Annotated in this window: 15 protein-coding genes; 5 read left to right on the top strand and 10 right to left on the bottom strand. The window is 72.7% G+C overall.

Annotated elements, in window-relative coordinates:
* Window positions 1-91: 91 nt before the first annotated feature.
* Both ACH4SI_RS09860 and ACH4SI_RS09855 read left to right on the top strand, forming a co-directional pair.
* On the top strand, window positions 92-1,576 hold the full coding sequence (locus tag ACH4SI_RS09860) for a zinc-dependent metalloprotease (RefSeq protein WP_398294605.1): 1,485 nt from the start codon (window positions 92-94) through the stop codon (window positions 1,574-1,576).
* On the top strand, window positions 1,573-2,100 hold the full coding sequence (locus ACH4SI_RS09855) for an NUDIX hydrolase (protein ID WP_398294603.1): 528 nt from the start codon (window positions 1,573-1,575) through the stop codon (window positions 2,098-2,100). Before ACH4SI_RS09860 ends, ACH4SI_RS09855 begins: the two co-directional genes overlap by 4 nt.
* Before the next feature lie 39 nt (window positions 2,101-2,139).
* On the opposite strand, the gene ACH4SI_RS09850 is transcribed toward ACH4SI_RS09855, so the two are convergent.
* The 4 genes from ACH4SI_RS09850 to ACH4SI_RS09835 all read right to left on the bottom strand — a co-directional run bounded on the left by ACH4SI_RS09850 (window position 2,140) and on the right by ACH4SI_RS09835 (window position 6,038).
* Window positions 2,140-2,898, bottom strand: a complete 759-nt coding sequence (locus tag ACH4SI_RS09850; protein WP_398294601.1) for an AIM24 family protein — start codon at window positions 2,896-2,898, stop codon at window positions 2,140-2,142.
* A gap of 15 nt (window positions 2,899-2,913) precedes the next feature.
* Window positions 2,914-3,597, bottom strand: coding sequence for an AIM24 family protein (locus tag ACH4SI_RS09845; protein WP_358626116.1), 684 nt, complete (start codon window positions 3,595-3,597; stop codon window positions 2,914-2,916).
* Window positions 3,598-3,608: 11 nt separating this feature from the next.
* Complete coding sequence (locus tag ACH4SI_RS09840) at window positions 3,609-5,306, bottom strand: TerD family protein (RefSeq protein ID WP_398294598.1); 1,698 nt, start codon at window positions 5,304-5,306, stop codon at window positions 3,609-3,611.
* A 102-nt stretch (window positions 5,307-5,408) separates the two neighbouring features.
* Window positions 5,409-6,038: a M48 family metallopeptidase gene (locus ACH4SI_RS09835; protein ID WP_398294596.1), complete on the bottom strand. Its 630-nt coding sequence runs from the start codon at window positions 6,036-6,038 to the stop codon at window positions 5,409-5,411.
* 209 nt (window positions 6,039-6,247) lie between these two features.
* Here ACH4SI_RS09835 and ACH4SI_RS09830 point away from each other — a divergent pair, with 209 nt between their 5' ends.
* Together ACH4SI_RS09830 and ACH4SI_RS09825 are read left to right on the top strand one after the other, a co-directional pair.
* A complete protein-coding gene (locus tag ACH4SI_RS09830; protein WP_398294594.1) occupies window positions 6,248-7,387 on the top strand; it encodes a ThiF family adenylyltransferase in 1,140 nt (379 codons plus the stop codon).
* 74 nt (window positions 7,388-7,461) lie between these two features.
* Window positions 7,462-8,898, top strand: a complete 1,437-nt coding sequence (locus tag ACH4SI_RS09825; RefSeq protein ID WP_398294592.1) for an ABC1 kinase family protein — start codon at window positions 7,462-7,464, stop codon at window positions 8,896-8,898.
* 73 nt (window positions 8,899-8,971) lie between these two features.
* Here ACH4SI_RS09825 and ACH4SI_RS09820 read toward each other — a convergent pair whose 3' ends face one another.
* The 4 genes from ACH4SI_RS09820 to ACH4SI_RS09805 form a co-directional block, all read right to left on the bottom strand.
* Window positions 8,972-9,223, bottom strand: coding sequence for a hypothetical protein (locus ACH4SI_RS09820; protein WP_398294591.1), 252 nt, complete (start codon window positions 9,221-9,223; stop codon window positions 8,972-8,974).
* Window positions 9,220-9,582, bottom strand: coding sequence for a WhiB family transcriptional regulator (locus tag ACH4SI_RS09815; RefSeq protein ID WP_009715209.1), 363 nt, complete (start codon window positions 9,580-9,582; stop codon window positions 9,220-9,222). Before ACH4SI_RS09815 ends, ACH4SI_RS09820 begins: the two co-directional genes overlap by 4 nt.
* A 116-nt stretch (window positions 9,583-9,698) precedes the next feature.
* A complete protein-coding gene (locus tag ACH4SI_RS09810) occupies window positions 9,699-9,974 on the bottom strand; it encodes a hypothetical protein (protein ID WP_398294589.1) in 276 nt (91 codons plus the stop codon).
* 143 nt (window positions 9,975-10,117) lie between these two features.
* Window positions 10,118-12,403, bottom strand: a complete 2,286-nt coding sequence (locus ACH4SI_RS09805; protein WP_398294587.1) for an ATP-dependent DNA helicase UvrD2 — start codon at window positions 12,401-12,403, stop codon at window positions 10,118-10,120.
* A gap of 158 nt (window positions 12,404-12,561) precedes the next feature.
* On the opposite strand from ACH4SI_RS09805, the gene ACH4SI_RS09800 reads away from it, so the two are divergent.
* Window positions 12,562-12,804 (top strand): mycoredoxin, encoded by a 243-nt coding sequence (locus ACH4SI_RS09800; protein ID WP_398294585.1) that lies wholly within the window; start codon window positions 12,562-12,564, stop codon window positions 12,802-12,804.
* A gap of 19 nt (window positions 12,805-12,823) precedes the next feature.
* Here the strand turns inward: ACH4SI_RS09800 and nudC are convergent, their stop codons facing one another.
* Both nudC and ACH4SI_RS09790 read right to left on the bottom strand, forming a co-directional pair.
* The gene (gene nudC / locus ACH4SI_RS09795; protein ID WP_398294583.1) at window positions 12,824-13,759 is read right to left on the bottom strand and encodes an NAD(+) diphosphatase; all 936 of its coding nucleotides are present in this window, start codon (window positions 13,757-13,759) and stop codon (window positions 12,824-12,826) included.
* A 51-nt stretch (window positions 13,760-13,810) separates the two neighbouring features.
* Window positions 13,811-15,214 carry a dipeptidase gene (locus ACH4SI_RS09790; protein WP_398294581.1) on the bottom strand — a complete coding sequence of 468 codons (1,404 nt, stop codon included), beginning with the start codon at window positions 15,212-15,214 and terminating at the stop codon, window positions 13,811-13,813.
* Window positions 15,215-15,276 lie beyond the last annotated feature (62 nt).

The raw sequence follows: 15,276 nt of genomic DNA, 5'->3' as shown, positions 1-15,276 counted from the left end.
CCCGTAAACCGGCGAGGTGTCTAGGCTGGGTGGTGATGTCGGGCATCCGCCGCCGGTTAGTGGCCGGTGGCCCAACGAGCCGAGGAACCCCGTGAGTGACACCCCATTCGGATTCGGCCTTCCGCCGGAGGAGCCGGAGGACGGCGACGACGGCAAGAAGAAGGGCGGCCAGGGCGACGAGCAGGGCCCCGCGAATCCCTTCGGGTTCGGTGGCGGGTCGGGCGCCCCGGCCGGAGCAGGCGGCGCGGAGAATCCGTTCGCCGCGATGTTCGGTTCCCTCAACCCGAACGACCTGGGCGCCGCCTTCCAGCAGCTCGGGCAGATGCTCTCGTACGAGGGCGGCCCGGTGAACTGGGACATGGCCAAGGACATCGCGCGGCAGACCGTCGCGCGCGGCACCGCCGACGGCACCAAGGACGAGAGCGTCGGCCCCGCCGACCGCGCCGCGGTCCAGGAGGCCGTGCGGCTGGCGGACCTGTGGCTGGACGGGGTCACGTCGCTGCCCTCGGGCTCGGGGACCGCCGTCGCGTGGAGCCGCGCCGAGTGGGTCGAGGCGACGCTGCCGGTGTGGAAGGACCTGGTCGACCCGGTCGCCGAGCGCGTCGGCTCCGCCATGGGCGACGTGCTGCCCGAGGAGATGCAGGCCATGGCCGGCCCGCTGCTCGGGATGATGCGTTCGATGGGTGGCGCGATGTTCGGCACCCAGATCGGGCAGGCGCTGGGCGTGCTGGCCGGTGAGGTGGTCGGTTCGACCGACATCGGGCTCCCGCTGGCCCCGACGGGCAAGGCGGCGCTGCTGCCGGTCAACATCGCGGCGCTCGGCTCCGGCCTCGGCGTCCCCCAAGACGAGGTGCGGCTGTATCTGGCGCTGCGGGAGGCGGCCCACCAGCGGCTGTTCTCGCACGTGCCGTGGCTGCGCTCGCATCTGTTCGGTGCCGTCGAGGGGTACGCCCGCGGCATCAAGGTGGACACGGCGAAGCTGGAGGACGCGGTCGGCCAGCTCGACCCGACCCACCCCGAGCAGCTGCAGGAAGCGCTCCAGCAGGGCATGTTCCAGCCGGAGGACACCCCGGAGCAGAAGGCCGCGCTGGCCCGGCTGGAGACCGCCCTCGCGCTGGTCGAGGGCTGGGTGGACGCGGTGGTGCACGCCGCCGCCAAGCCCCATCTGCCGTCCGCGGACGCCCTGCGCGAGACGCTGCGGCGCCGCCGGGCGAGCGGCGGGCCCGCCGAGCAGACCTTCGCCACGCTGATCGGCCTGGAGCTGCGGCCGCGCCGGCTGCGGGACGCCTCGCGGCTGTGGGCGTCGCTCACCGACGCGCGCGGCGTGGACGGCCGGGACGGGCTGTGGGAGCACCCGGACATGCTGCCGACGGCCGAGGACCTCGACGACCCGGACGGCTTCGTCCACCGCGAGCAGCTGGACTTCTCCGAGCTGGACCAGATGCTCGGCGAGGCGGCGGGCGGCGAGGACCGCGCGGAGGGCTCCGCCGAGGGTTCTGCGGAGGGCTCCGATGACCGTACGGAGGGCCATAAGCCGGAGGACCGTAAGGACGAGCGGGGCGACGGCGAGAAGTGAGCCTCCACAAGGACGCGGCGCGGGTCCTCGAGCAGTGGCCCGCGCCCGACGCCGACCAGGAGCGGCTGCGGCAGGCGTACGGCGATCATCTGGCCGCGTATCCCGACGGCATGTGGAAGGCGTGCGGCGACGGGCATCTCACGGCGAGCGCGCTGGTGGTCGACCCGCCGCGGGAGCGCGTCCTGCTCACGCTCCACCGCAAGCTGCGGATGTGGCTCCAGATGGGCGGCCACTGCGAGCCCGGGGACGCCACGCTGGCGGACGCGGCGCTGCGGGAGGCCACCGAGGAGTCGGGTATCGCGGGGTTGACCCTGCTGCCGGGCGGGCCGGTGCGGCTCGACCGGCACCACACGCCCTGCGCCTGGCATCTGGACGTGCAGTACGCGGCGGTGGCCCCGCCGGACGCGGTGGCGGCGATCAGCGACGAATCGCTGGACCTGCGCTGGTTCGGTTACGACGAGGTGGCGGACGTGGCCGACGCGTCGGTGCGCCACCTGGTGGCCCGTACCCGCGCGCTGGTCTGAGCAGCGCGCGGGCACGGACCGGGCACCGCCCGGCGGCGGTCAGTTGCTGAAGATGTTGCCCTGGTTCTGCCCGCGGGCCCCCTGCTGGCCCATGCCGAACTGGGCCGCCGCGCCGCCGCCGATCACCGCGTTCTGCGGCGGCAGCAACTCGCTGGGCTGGACGAGGGCGTAACCCTGGCCGAGGAAGCTCAGCTCCCAGCCCTCGCCGGTGCTGCCGCGCCGGCGCCACACCCCCGAGGAATGCGTCTGCGCCTGCATCTGGACGCGCAGCGAGCTGGACCACGCGACGATCGCGTCCGCATCGGCGTTGACGTACTTGTCCGGGGTCACCTGGAGCATCAGCGGCTTGCCCGAGGTCATGAGCGCGACCTTGCCCCGGCCGGAGATGTTGAGGTTGTACTTGCCGGAGCCGGAGATGCCGAACTGGCTGTCCACCGCGATCGACTCCCAGTGCAGCGTGGAGTCGATCGCCAGCACGTACGCGCTGTCGACCGTGAGGCCGTCGTGGTCCACGTCCACCACATGGACGTGCTGGGCGAGGTTGGCGAGGTAGACCGTGCCCTGCCCCGAGCAGCGCATCAGATCCAGGCCCTCGCCGGTGCGGGCGCGGGCGCGCCGCTGCCCGGAGGTCTGGTACTCACCGTCGAACTCGATCAGCCCCTGATAGGCGACCATGCTGCCCTTGCGGGCGAGCACGTCCTCGTGGCCGGTGAGCGCGACCCGCAGCATCTTGCGGTTCTGCAGCGAGTAACGGTCCTCGGTCTGAACCTCGGTGTGGCCGAAAAGCGGGCTCTGCATGTGTCCTTCTCCCCCTCAGCCCCGGGCCCGGAGCCGGTCGGTGCTGTCCTCGCTGGGCTGTACGACGACGAAGCCCTGCCCGGAGAAGCCGAGCTGGTACGCCTCGCCGCTGCCCCGGCCGATCAGGGACGACGCCTTGAAGCTGCGCTTGCCCTTCACCTTGAGACCGCTGGACCAGGCGACGAGCGCGTCCGGGTCCACATAGGTCTCGTCCTCCCCACGGCCACAGTCGACGACGATCGGGGTGCCGCGGGAGGTCAGCGCGACCCATCCGGTGCCGGAGACGCCCACGTTGAACAGGCCCTGCCCGGCGAACTTGGCGATGCCCTTGACCCGTTCGACACCCCACTGGAGGTGGGCGTCGAAGGCGAGCAGATTGGTGCCGTTGACGGAGAGCGCGTCGCCGTTGAGGTTGATGCAGACGACGTTCGCCCCGTAGTCGGCGAGATAGAGCAGCCCGTCGCCGCTGCACCGCATGAGCGGCGCGCCCTCGCCGGTCAGCCACTGGGAGGCCATCTGGCGCACCGCGGGCGGGTTCGGCTCGTACTGCACGAAGCCCTCGTACGCCACCATCGAACCGGTGCGGGCGAAGAGGTCCTGGCCGCTCTGCATGGCGACCTTGAGCATGCTGCTGCCGTGGTTCTCCATGCGGGCCGCGACCGGGGTGGCTGCGAAGCCCGAGATCATTTGCTGGTCCATGACGGGCTCCCTCAGACCTCGTAGGGCTGGACGACGATGAAGTTGCCGGGCGCACCGCGGAACTGGAGGTTCACGGTCTCCCCGCTGTGGCCGGGATAGGCGCTGCGGCGCAGCCGCACCTGGCTGGAGATGATCACCTGCGCACCGGCGGACCAGGCCACGATGGCGTTGCTGTCGGCGAAGGTCGTCGGGGTGACGGGGAGCACCACCGGGGTGCCCTGGGTCTTCACGATGACGGTGCCGGTGCCCTGGAACTGCATGGTGAACAGCGCGCCGCCGGGGATGCCGTGACCCTCGATCCGGCGCACCTCGTGCTGGAGCGACTCGTCGAAGGCGAGCACATTCTCGGCGGAGACGCAGATCGCGTCGCCCTGCAGTTCGATCGGGTGCAGCTCGGCGGCGTTCTCCGCGAGGAAGACCTGGCCCTGGCCGCTGCAGCGCATCAGCTGCATCTCCTGGCCGGTCGCGTTGCCGACGATCCGGCCGCGCATCCCCGCGCCCTTGTAGCTGAAGTCGACCTTCCCCTGGTACAGCACCATGCTGCCCTGGCGGGCGAGGACCGGCTGTCCGTCGACGCCGAGATCGACCCGCATCATGCGCGGGTTCTGCGGCGTCCAGCGCTGGCCGGTCGCCGCCTCGCGGTACTCGGCGAGCGCGGCCTGCACACCGGGGGCCCCGCCCTGGGGCACGGCCGCACCCGGGGTCTGGCCGTACGGGGCGGGCTGGCCGGGGTACGGCTGACCGGGCGGCTGCTGGCCGTACGGGGCGGGCGGCGCCTGACCCGGCGTCTGGCCGAACTGCGGCTGCCGACCGGGGTACTGCCCGGGCGGGCCGGGAGGAGGCGGCGCCTGGCCGGGGGGCGGCACGGGACCGGGCGGGCCGGGCGGCGGTACCTGGCCCGGCGGCACGATCGGCGCGGCGAGCGTCGGCGCCGCGTGCACCTGCGGTGACCCCGGCGCGGGCTGTGGGGCCGGGGGCTGCTGAGGGGTGCCCTGGGGCGGAGTGCCCTGGGGCGCGCCGAAGCTGGGGGCGGGGGCGGGTTGCTGCGGCTGCGGTGCGGGCGGGGCTGCGGGGGCCTGGTCCGCGGGGGCCGCGAAGCCCGGGGCGGGGGCCGCCTGGCCGGGCGGACCGAAACCGGGCGCACCGCCCTGCGCGGGCGCCGGTGCGGGCGCGGGCTCCTCCTCGGCGACCTCGCCACCGAAGTTCCTGAGCAGCGCCTCGAGTCCGCCGTCGAAGCCCTGTCCGACGGCGGCGAAGCGCCAGACGTCCTTGAGGTAGAAGTCGCCCAGCATCACCGCGCGCTCGGTGCTGAACTCCGAACCGCTGAAGGCGTACCGGGCCACCTCCTCGCCGCCCGCGACGATCCGGAGGTAGCCGGGGCCGATCTGGGACATCTGGCCGGCGCCGTCGAGGGTCGCGGTGAAGGAGAGCTTCTGGATGGTCGGCGGAATGCTGTCGAGCGTGACCCGGAACGACTCGGTGTCACCAGCCTGCGCACCGAGCTGCTGTATCGCTTCTTCAGGTGATTTGGGCTGATTGAAGAAGATGAAGTAGCGGTCGTCCGAGAGCCGTTCGTCCGCGTCGAGACCGAAGCAGCTGATGTCGAAGGTGAGCCCCGGTCCGGCGATCTGCACGCCGACGTACAGATCCCTCCCGGCGGTCAGATCGCTGATCCTGGCCTTGTGGCCGCGCTGGAATTCCCTGGCCATACGTAACGACCGTCCCCCATCCCGAAACCGGTGAGTGCATTGCGCGCCAGGCTAGCCGCTGCCGCCGACTGTGAACGACGCCGGGGAGCGCGGTGCGGTTCCTCAGCCCGGTTCCGCTTCGGCACCCGGTTCCGTTTCGCCGCCCGGCAGATGCGGCAGCCGCCCGGCGGCCACCACACCCTCCAGATAGCCCCGGGCCCGCTCGGTGCGGGGATAGGACTCCAGAAGCTCCCAGAAGCGGCGGCCGTGACCGGGCACCAGCAGATGGGCCAGCTCATGGACGAGGACGTAGTCCACCACGTACTCCGGCATGCCCTTGAGCCGGTGCGAGAGCCGGATGCTGCCCTCGGCCGGGGTGCACGAGCCCCAGCGGGTGTTCTGATTGGTGACCCAGCGGACCGAGGCGGGCCGGGCCCGGCCGCCCAGATACTGCCCGGACAGCCACTCCGCGCGCGCCGCCAGCTCCGTGTCGCCCAGCATGCGCTTGCTCTCCTGCGCCGCGAGCTTGTCCAGCATCACCCCGACCCAGCGCTGCTCCTCCGCTTCGGACATCCGGGCGGGGATGAGGACGATGGTGCGGTCGCCCTCGCGGTAGGCGGAGACGGTCCTGCGCCGACGTGAACTCCGGCGGACCTCGACCGCGCTCGTGCCCGAGCCCCGGTTCTGCGGGCTTGGCGGACTCGACGGGCTCGGCGGACTCGGGGCGGTGCGCGGGGAAGGATCGGCGGGCACGCCCCGACGTTACCCGCTGGCAGCCGGGGAAGTCCCGCCCTCACCCGCGGTCGCGGAGCGAACCACCCCTCGGCGCGCACCGCTTGTACGACTATCAACACAGCCTGTGGATAACTTTCGGCGGCGGGTGGGCGGCGGGGCGCATGCTGAGAACCGTTCGGCGAAAAGATCGGCGAAGTTCGGCGATGTTCGGCGAAGGGGGGACGGCGATGCATCCGATGCTCAAGCCCGCGCTGCGGCGCGGCTGGCGGAGCCGGGACACGGTGCAGTTCGGGGTGGCCCGGGCGCATGCGGTGGTGGTGGGCCCGCTGGATACGGCGACGGGCAGCTTTCTGGAGTTGCTCGACGGCACCCGTGGGCTGCCCCTGCTGCGGCAGGAGGCCCGGGCCCTCGGGCTGCCGGAGGAGCGGGCCGATGGGCTGCTGGACCGGCTGACGGCGGCCGGGCTGCTGGACGACACGAGGCCCGGCGGCCCGCTCGCGCCCGCGGCGAGCGGCCCCGGCCCGGCTCTGGACCGGCTGCGGCCGGACGCGGCGGCGCTGTCGGTGCTGCATCCGGAGCCGGGAGCGGCGGCGCGGCTGCTCGCCGCGCGGCGGGCGATGCGGGTGCAGGTGCGCGGTGCGGGGCGGGTCGGGGCGGCGGTCGCCGCAGTGCTGTCCTCCTCGGGGGTCGGGCAGGTCGATGTGGTGGACGGGGGCTGTGTCGAGCCCTGGGACGTGGCGCCCGGCGGGCTGTCGGCGGAGCAGATCGGAGAGCGGCGGGAGGTGGCAGCGCGCCGGCTGGTGCGCCGGGCGGCGCCGGGCCCGCGGCCACGCCCACGGGCCGGGGAGCCGCCCGGCGGGGAGCCCGGGCTGGCCCTGGTGGTGATCGCCCCGCGCGACGGCCTCGCGGCCTACGCACCGGATCCGGCGGCGGCCGAGCCACTGCTCGCCTCCGGCACACCCCATCTCTATGCGGGGGTGATCGAGGGCACCGGGGTGGTGGGTCCCCTCGTCCTGCCGGGTGTCACCCCCTGTGCGGGCTGCGCCGCCGCGGCCCGGGCGGAGCGGGAGCCGACGTGGCCGCGAATGCTGGCCCAGTGGCGGTCCGGCCGCCGCGGATCCGCACCCGCCTGTGACACGGCGCTGGCCACGGTGGTGGCCGGGCTCACCGCCTCCCGGGCGCTGGCCTTCCTCGACGGAGGGCTCCCCGCAGGCGCAGCGGCCCGCTGGGAGCTGGCGCTGCCCGGCCTCTCCTGGCAGGCCGAGAGCGTCGAGGCGCATCCCGGATGCGAGTGCGGATCGGCCGGGCGGGATGATGCGGTATACGCCTCGGCCGCGGAGAGACCGCACGCCACAATGTGCGGGTGACCGACGTCCGCGGAGTGGGCGACGGGGGTCCGGGAGGTGCCTCCCGGGATGGCTCAGCTGTAGTTGGAGGGCGCATGTCCGATCTGCCGCGCAAGGCGATCACCCGCACCGCCAAACTGGCGGCGCTGCCCTTGGGATTCGCGGGGCGCGCCACCTGGGGGCTGGGGAAGCGGATAGGAGGGCGGCCGGCGGAGATCGTCGCGCGCGAGATGCAGCAGCGCACCGCCGAGCAGATGTTCAAGGTCCTCGGCGAGCTCAAGGGCGGGGCGATGAAGCTCGGGCAGGCGATGTCGGTCTTCGAATCGGCGCTGCCCGAGGAGATCGCGAAGCCCTACCGGGCGGCCCTCACCAAGCTCCAGGAGGCCGCCCCGCCCATGCCCACCGGTACGGTCCACGCGGCGCTGGAGGAGCGGCTCGGCCCGGAGTGGGAGGAGCTGTTCCTGGAGTTCGAGGACAAGCCGGCGGCGGCCGCCTCGATCGGGCAGGTGCACCGGGCCGTCTGGCACGACGGGCGCCAGGTCGCGGTCAAGGTGCAGTACCCGGGGGCGGGCGAGGCGCTGCTGTCCGACCTCGGCCAACTGAGCCGGTTCGCCCGGGTGCTCGGGCCGCTGGTGCCCGGCATGGACATCAAGCCGCTGATCGCGGAGCTGCGCGACCGGGTGGCCGAGGAGCTGGACTATGAGCTGGAGGCCGAGTCCCAGCGCGCCCATGCGGTGGAGTACGCCGAGGACACCGAGATCGTGGTGCCCGAGGTGGTGCACCAGAGCGATCAGGTGCTGATCACGGAATGGCTGGAGGGCATACCGCTCTCCGAGGTGATCGCCGAGGGCGGGCCCGAGGAGCGTGACCGGGCCGGTCAGCTGCTGGCCCGCTTTCTGTTCTCGGGGGCGCCCCGCACCGGCCTGCTGCACGCCGATCCGCACCCCGGGAACTTCCGGCTGATCAAGGGAGATGCCCCGGACGGGCCGCCGGAGCAGTGGAAGCTGGGCGTCCTGGACTTCGGCTCGGTGGACCGGCTCCCCGGAGGGCTTCCCGAGCCCGTCGGCATCGCGCTGCGGATGGCGCTGGAAGGGGACGCCGCGGGGGTCTACGACCTGATGCGGGGTGAGGGGTTCGTCAAGCCGACGATCGAGCTGGATCCTGACGCGCTGCTGGAGTTCCTGCTGCCGATGCTCGAACCGGCCCAGGTCGAGGCGTTCCACTTCGAGAGGCAGTGGATACGCGGCCAGGCGGCGCGGATGGCCGACCGCGGTTCGCCCGTCTACGAGCTGGGCAATCAGCTCAATCTGCCGCCCGCTTATCTGCTGATCCACCGGGTGACCCTGAGCACGATCGGGGTGCTGTGCCAGCTGGGCGCGACGGTGCGGCTGCGCGATGAGCTGGAGGCCTGGGTCCCCGGCTTCGCCGACGAGGCGGAGGAGGTGGACGAGGCTGCCGAGGCCGGTGCGGACGGCGCGGACGGCGCGGCCGACGACGTCCAGGAGGCCGAGGACGCGGAGACCTCGGCCTGATCGCGGGAACGGCCGAGGGCCGGTCCGCATCGGACCGGCCCTCGGTATCCCTCGGTGTCTGCGCGTGGCCGCGTCAGGACATGACCGCCGTGGCCAGCGCCCGGCGGGCGCGCAGGGACGCCCGCCCCGCGCCGCGCTGCAGGCGCATATGCGCACGCGCCAGGGCTTCTGGGATGAGTTGCATTTCTCGGGTCCTGTTCTGGCGCGACTCGGGCGCGCCGGAGTGATGGCGTGTGGGGGTGTCGGAGACCGGTGGGGTCATCGTCGGGACCTGCTTCATGGGTTCGTGCGTCGCCGGGCGATCGATGGTGCCGGGGGTGCTCATGCCGCGACCGGGTTCTTGCGCGGGCGGCCACGCGGCCGCTTGCGGGCCACGACGACCCCCTGGACGAACAGCTCGCCGCCCCAGACGCCCCAGGGCTCGCGGCGGTCTTTGGCCCCGGCGAGACAGGCCTCGCGCAGCGGACAGGTCTGGCACAGCGACTTGGCGTACTCGACGTCGGCCGGAGACTCGGCGAAGAAGACCTCCGGGTCGTAGGAGCGGCACGGGACGGCTACGCCCAGGTTCTCGATGGCGTCATCGAGCTCGGTGAGGGCGGTGAGGGGGGTCAAGGAGTCCTCCGAGGAGTCAGGCGGTCGATTCAGGTCGGTCTCTGCGGACGGGGCGTGTGCGTTGAGTTGCACGGTGGCGTGTTCCTCGTCTGTTCGGTCCGGCTCGTGGCCGGGCGCTGGCAAATCAAAAGGACCGCGGATCCCGGTGTGGGTTCCGCGGCCCTGGAAGGTGCCGACCTGATCCTGAATCAGGCTGGATAACTCCAGGGTTCGAGCCTGCGGAAGGCCCACTTCTCGTGGTGCTGCTGCGTCGTCCGGGATCCGGCACCATTGGCCGCCAGCGCATAGGCAAATGCCCGTGCCGCTGCCGCTACCGCAGGTGCCTGGATCGGTCGCTCGCTGCGCTCGCTGAGACGCGCTTCATTGGCGCCGGGCATACCGGTGCCGGGAAGCGGGGAGCCGAGCGGGCAGGTGACGGCGACCGATCGATCGGTCAATTTGATGGTCTCGATGAAGCTGATCATTGGTCTCCGCCTCCTCTCGGCGTCTCAGGGGACCAGTGCGAACCGGTCCGGACTTACGTAGTACAACACGGATTCCTCGGTTCCCGGAAGGGCCGTTGTCTCCGTGCTCGGAAGGCTATGGGTATGCCGTCCGCGCGCGCAAACTATTTTTCCGTCGAGTTTTCCGCAGGGTCACCCGGTTGGGTTCCGCCGCCCTCGTCGCCCCCGTCACTCTCGTGAGCCGAGGGCAGTTCCCGGCCCGCGCAGAGCGCGAGAACGTCGGCGCCGAACCTGCCGAGTTTCCGTCTTCCGACACCAGAGATGCCCGACAGCTCCGATTCGGTTCCCGGCACGGCCTCGGCAATGGCCAGCAGGGTCTTGTCGGTGAAGACGCAAAAGGCCGGCTGGCCCAGCAGCCCGGCCTGCTCGGCCCGCCAGTCATGCAGCCGCTCGTACAGCGCCTCGTCCAGCTCGGAGGGGCAGTCCTCGCAGCGCATCAGCTTCATCTCGCCCGCGTCGGTCAGCGTCCTGCCGCACACCCGGCAGTGCACCGGGGTACGCCGCTTGCGCACCGGGGCGCCCGGGCCGGCGCCGCGCTCGATGCCGCCGCCCCCGCCGGGCATCCGGGCGGCGGGCGCCGAGGAGCCGGGCCGCAGCCCGTTCAGAAAGCGGGTGGGCCTGCGGGAGGGGCGGCCGCCGGGCGCCCGCGAGAGCGCCCACGACAGGCTCAGATGGCGGCGGGCCCGGGTGACCCCCACATAGAGCAGCCGGCGCTCCTCCTCGATCTGCTCATCGGTCTTGGCGTAGGTGATCGGCATCATGCCCTCGGTCAGCCCCACCAGGAAGACCGCGTCCCACTCCAGGCCCTTGGCGGCGTGGAGTGAGGCGAGCGTCACACCCTCCACGGTCGGGGCGTGCTGGGCGGCCGCCCGCTCGTCCAGCTCCGCCACCAGATCGGAGAGGGTGGCCCCGGGCCTGCCCCGGGCGAAGTCCTCGGCGAGCCGCACCAGCGCGGCCAGCGACTCCCAGCGGTCGCGGACCGCTCCGGATCCCGCGGGGGGCTCGGGTGTCCAGCCGCGGGTGCCGAGCACGGCCCGCACCTGGGACGGCAGGTCCTCGTCCGACAGCACCGGGTCGGCGCTTCCGGCGCGGGCCGCGCCCCGCAGCAGCATCCCCGCCTCGCGGACCTCGGGCCGCTCGAAGAACCGCTCGGCGCCGCGCAGCTGATAGGGCACCTGGGCGTCGGCCAGCGCCTGCTCGTACAGCTCGGACTGGGCGTTGACCCGGTAGAGGACCGCGACCTGGCTCGGCGTGACGCCGGCGCCGCCCTGCCCGACCGGGGTGATCAGCTCGCGGATGCGACGGGCGGTGGCCTCGGCCTCGGCGGGCTCGTCGGCGTAGGCCGTGTAGACCGGCTCGGGGCCCGGGTCGCGCTGCGAGACCAGCTCCAGCCGGTGCTCCGCTGCCCGGCCGCGGGCCTGGGACAGCAGCCCGTTGGCCAGGTGCACGACCTGGGGGGTGGAGCGGTAGTCACGGATGAGCTTGACCACCGTGGCGCCGGGGTGCCGGGTGCGGAAGTCCAGCAGATGGTCGGGGGTGGCACCGGTGAAGGAGTAGATGGTCTGGCTGGCGTCGCCGACCACGCACAGGCTCTGCCGCTCGCCGAGCCACAGCTCCAGCAGCCGCTGCTGGAGCGGGCTGACGTCCTGGTACTCGTCGACCACGAAGTGCTGGTACTGGCGGCGCACCTGATCCGCGATGTCCGGCCGCTCCTCCAGCACACCGACCGTCAGCAGCAGCACATCCTCGAAGTCGATCACGCCGCGCTCGCGCTTCAACTGCTCGTACCCGGCGTAGATCCGGCCGATCTCGGCCGGGTCGCGGGGGGCCTCGCGGCCGGACTTGGCGGCCGCCGCCGGATAGTCCTCGGGCACGGTCTGGGTGACCTTCGACCATTCGATCTCGCCGGTCACATCCCGCAGCTCATTGCGGTCCAGCCGGACGCGGCAGCGCGCGGCGGCCTCGGCGACCAGCTGCACCTTGCGCTCGGCCAGCCGCGGCACCTCCCCGCCGACCGCCTTGGGCCAGAAGTACTGGAGCTGCCGCAGGGCGGCCGAGTGGAACGTGCGCGCCTGCACCCCGCCCGCGCCGAGCTGCCGCAGCCGGCCGCGCATCTCGCCCGCCGCGCGGTTGGTGAAGGTGACGGCCAGCACGCTGGCGGGCTGGAGGATGCCCGCGCGCACCCCGTAGGCGATCCGGTGGGTGATCGCCCGGGTCTTGCCGGTGCCCGCCCCGGCCAGCACACACACCGCCCCGTGCAGGGCCGTCGCCACCTCGCGCTGCTCGGGGTCGAGCCCCTCCAGCACCGCGTCGGCGTCACGCGGCGTGGCCCCGTAGCCGCCCGGCGTGGAGACCTGCGGGAAGAGAGTGGAGTGCGTTGCTGGTGTCACCCCGCCATGCTGCCAGGTCCCCCGGGACCACCGCGCAGGTTGTCCACAGCCGTGACCATGCGGTCATATGAACGCCAGGAATGCGACGGGAATGAGCGACGGAAGATGAACGTTCACCCTTTGCCGACCACCCACGACCCCGAGGAGCGCGAAGACCGATGTCCGGCACCGTGACGATGTACAGCACCACCTGGTGCGGCTACTGCCGCCGGCTCAAGGGCCAGATGGACCGCGAGGGGATCGCGTACACCGAGATCAACATCGAGCTGGACCCGGAGTCCGCGGCCTTCGTCGAGAAGGCGAACGGCGGCAACCAGACCGTGCCCACCGTGCTCTTCCCCGATGGTTCCACCCTGACCAACCCCTCCCTCGCCCAGGTGAAGGCCAAGGTCGGGGTCTGAGTCAGGTCTGGTACGGCGGTCAGCCGCGCGGCAGCGGCTCGCCGTACCACAGCTCGATCAGCCGCGCCGCGATCGAGATCCCGGACGGGGGCAGCACCTCGCCGGACTCGATCGCGGTGCGCAGATCGTCCCGGGAGAACCAGCGCGCCTCGTGGATCTCCTCCCCGTCCACCTGGATCCGCGAGGACGTGGCCTGGGCCATGAAGCCCAGCATCAGGCTGGACGGGAAGGGCCACGGCTGGCTGGCGACGTACTCGACCTCGCCGACCGGGACGCCCGCCTCCTCCGCCACCTCGCGGACCACCGCCTGCTCGATCGACTCCCCCGGCTCCACGAAGCCCGCGAGCGTCGAGAAGCGCCCCTCCGGCCAGTGCACCTGCCGGCCCAGCAGCGCCCGGTCCAGATCGTCCGTCACCAGCATGATCACGGCCGGGTCGGTGCGCGGGTAGTGCTCGGCGCCGCAGGCCGGGCAGCGGCGGATGTGGCCCGCCGCCGCGATCACCGTGCGCTCGCCGCACCGGGAGCAGAAGCGGTGCAGCCGCTGCCAGTTCTCCAGCGCCACCGCGTGCACCAGCAGCCCCGCGTCGCGCTCGGACAGCAGCGAGCCGGCCTCGCGCAGCCCCGCGGGGCGCGCCGACTGGTCCATGCGGCCGGGCAGGGTGTCCTTCTGCAGCGCGAAGTAGCGCACCCCGTCCTCGTCGGTGCCCAGGAAGTAGCGGTGCGTCTCGGTGGGCGGGGCCTCGAAGGCCGGGGTCATGACCAGCTCGGTACGGCCGTCCGGGGTGTCGTCGACCAGGGCCTGGCCTCCTGAGACCACGAAGACCCGCGTCGTCGGGTGGCTCCACGCCGCGGCCAGCCACGCCTCGTCCAGTCGGTGGTGCGCCGCGCGGTCGATGCCGCTCGGGGCGCTGAGCGTGATCGGCCGGGTGGCGGCGCGCTCGGTCCAGGTGGTCACGGCTGCTTCCAACTCCCCCTGAGAGGCGGGTGATTTACGTACATACGCGAGCTATACGGGTCCATTCTCCGCGAGATCGGCCCAGAGGTGGGCGGCCGTCTCTGCGCCCTTCACGAGGAGGTCCAGTTCGACCTTCTCGTTGGGTGCGTGCCATCCGTCGGACGGTACCGAGATGCCCAGGAAGAGCACCGGAGCGCCCAGGACGTCCCGCAGGTCGGCCGCCGGTCCCGATCCGCCCTCGCGGGTGAAGCGGATCTTCTGGTCGAACGCCCGCCCCATGGCCCGTACCAGGGACTGGAGGGCGGGGTGGTCCAAGGGGGTCAGACAGGGGCGGGTCGCGCCCCAGAAGGTGATCTCGTGCCGGATCCCGGCCGGGAGGGACGCCGCGACCCACTCCCGCACGGACTGCTGGACCCGCTCCGTGTCCTGACCGGCCACCAGCCGGAAGGACAGCTTGAGCTGGGCGGCGGAGGGCACGATCGTCTTCCCGCCCGGCCCCTGGTAGCCCCCGGCGATGCCGTTGACCTCCGCGGTCGGGCGGGCCCAGATCCGCTCCAGGGTGGTGTACCCGGCCTCGCCGAGCAGGCCGTGCGAATGCGCGGTGCGCAGCCAGCCCGTCTCGTCGAAGGGCAGCTCGGCGAACAGCTCGCGCTCGCGGTCGGTCAGCTCCAGCACACCGTCGTAGAAGCCCGGGACGGCCACCGTGCGGTCGTCGTGGTGCAGTGCGGCGGCCAGCCGGGCGGCCTCGGTGGCCGGGTTGGGCACGGCGCCGCCGAAGGAGCCGGAGTGGATGTCCTGGTCCGGCCCGTACAGGTCGATCTGGCAGTCGGTGAGACCCCGCATGCCGGTGCACACGGTCGGGGTGTCCTCGGACCACATTCCGGTGTCGGAGACGATCACGGTGTCGCATGCGAGCCGGTCGGCGTGCGCCCGGATCAGCTCGGGGAAGTGCGGGGAGCCCGACTCCTCCTCGCCCTCGATCAGCAGCTTGAGGTTGACGGCGGGCGCGGTACGGCCGGTCGCGGCCAGATGGGCGCGCACGCCCAGGGTGTGGAAGAGGACCTGCCCCTTGTCGTCGGCGGCGCCGCGCGCGTACAGCCTGCCGTCCTGGACGACCGGGTCGAACGGATCGGTGTGCCAGCCGTCCTCGCGGGCGGCGGGCTGGACGTCGTGGTGCCCGTAGACGAGCACGGTGGGGGCGTCCGGGTCGCCGGACGGCCAGGTGGCGAACACCGCCGGGGCGCCGGGCGTCTCCCAGATCTCGACCTCCGGGAAGCCGGTCGCGGTGAGGTGCGAGGCGAGCCACTGGGCGCTGCGGCGGACGTCACCGGCGCGCGCGGGGTCGGCGGATACGGAGGGTATGCGCAGCCACGCGCCGAGGTCGTCCAGGAAGGCGGCGCGGTGGTCGTCGACGAAGGCGCGGACAGCGTTGTCCGTGTCCGGGGTGGTGCTCATGGATGTGAGCCTATCCGGCGCGCGCCGACGCGGGACCCGGGGTCTCCGGGCCGCCCATTCGC

The organism is Streptomyces sp. NPDC021212 (assembly GCF_044332925.1).
Lineage (GTDB): Bacteria > Actinomycetota > Actinomycetes > Streptomycetales > Streptomycetaceae > Streptomyces.
Note: the sequence above shows the minus strand (reverse complement) of the source record. Positions and strands in the feature narration are given on the sequence as shown.

Bases quoted from the DNA above. Each gene is read 5' to 3' on its own strand.
- ACH4SI_RS09850 (WP_398294601.1), bottom strand. From the start codon at position 2,898: ATGCAGAGCCCGCTTTTCGGCCACACCGAGGTTCAGACCGAGGACCGT.
- ACH4SI_RS09845 (WP_358626116.1), bottom strand. From the start codon at position 3,597: ATGGACCAGCAAATGATCTCGGGCTTCGCAGCCACCCCGGTCGCGGCC.
- ACH4SI_RS09840 (WP_398294598.1), bottom strand. From the start codon at position 5,306: ATGGCCAGGGAATTCCAGCGCGGCCACAAGGCCAGGATCAGCGATCTG.
- ACH4SI_RS09830 (WP_398294594.1), top strand. From the start codon at position 6,248: ATGCATCCGATGCTCAAGCCCGCGCTGCGGCGCGGCTGGCGGAGCCGG.
- ACH4SI_RS09825 (WP_398294592.1), top strand. From the start codon at position 7,462: ATGTCCGATCTGCCGCGCAAGGCGATCACCCGCACCGCCAAACTGGCG.
- ACH4SI_RS09820 (WP_398294591.1), bottom strand. From the start codon at position 9,223: ATGAGCACCCCCGGCACCATCGATCGCCCGGCGACGCACGAACCCATG.
- ACH4SI_RS09810 (WP_398294589.1), bottom strand. From the start codon at position 9,974: ATGATCAGCTTCATCGAGACCATCAAATTGACCGATCGATCGGTCGCC.
- ACH4SI_RS09800 (WP_398294585.1), top strand. From the start codon at position 12,562: ATGTCCGGCACCGTGACGATGTACAGCACCACCTGGTGCGGCTACTGC.
- ACH4SI_RS09790 (WP_398294581.1), bottom strand. From the start codon at position 15,214: ATGAGCACCACCCCGGACACGGACAACGCTGTCCGCGCCTTCGTCGAC.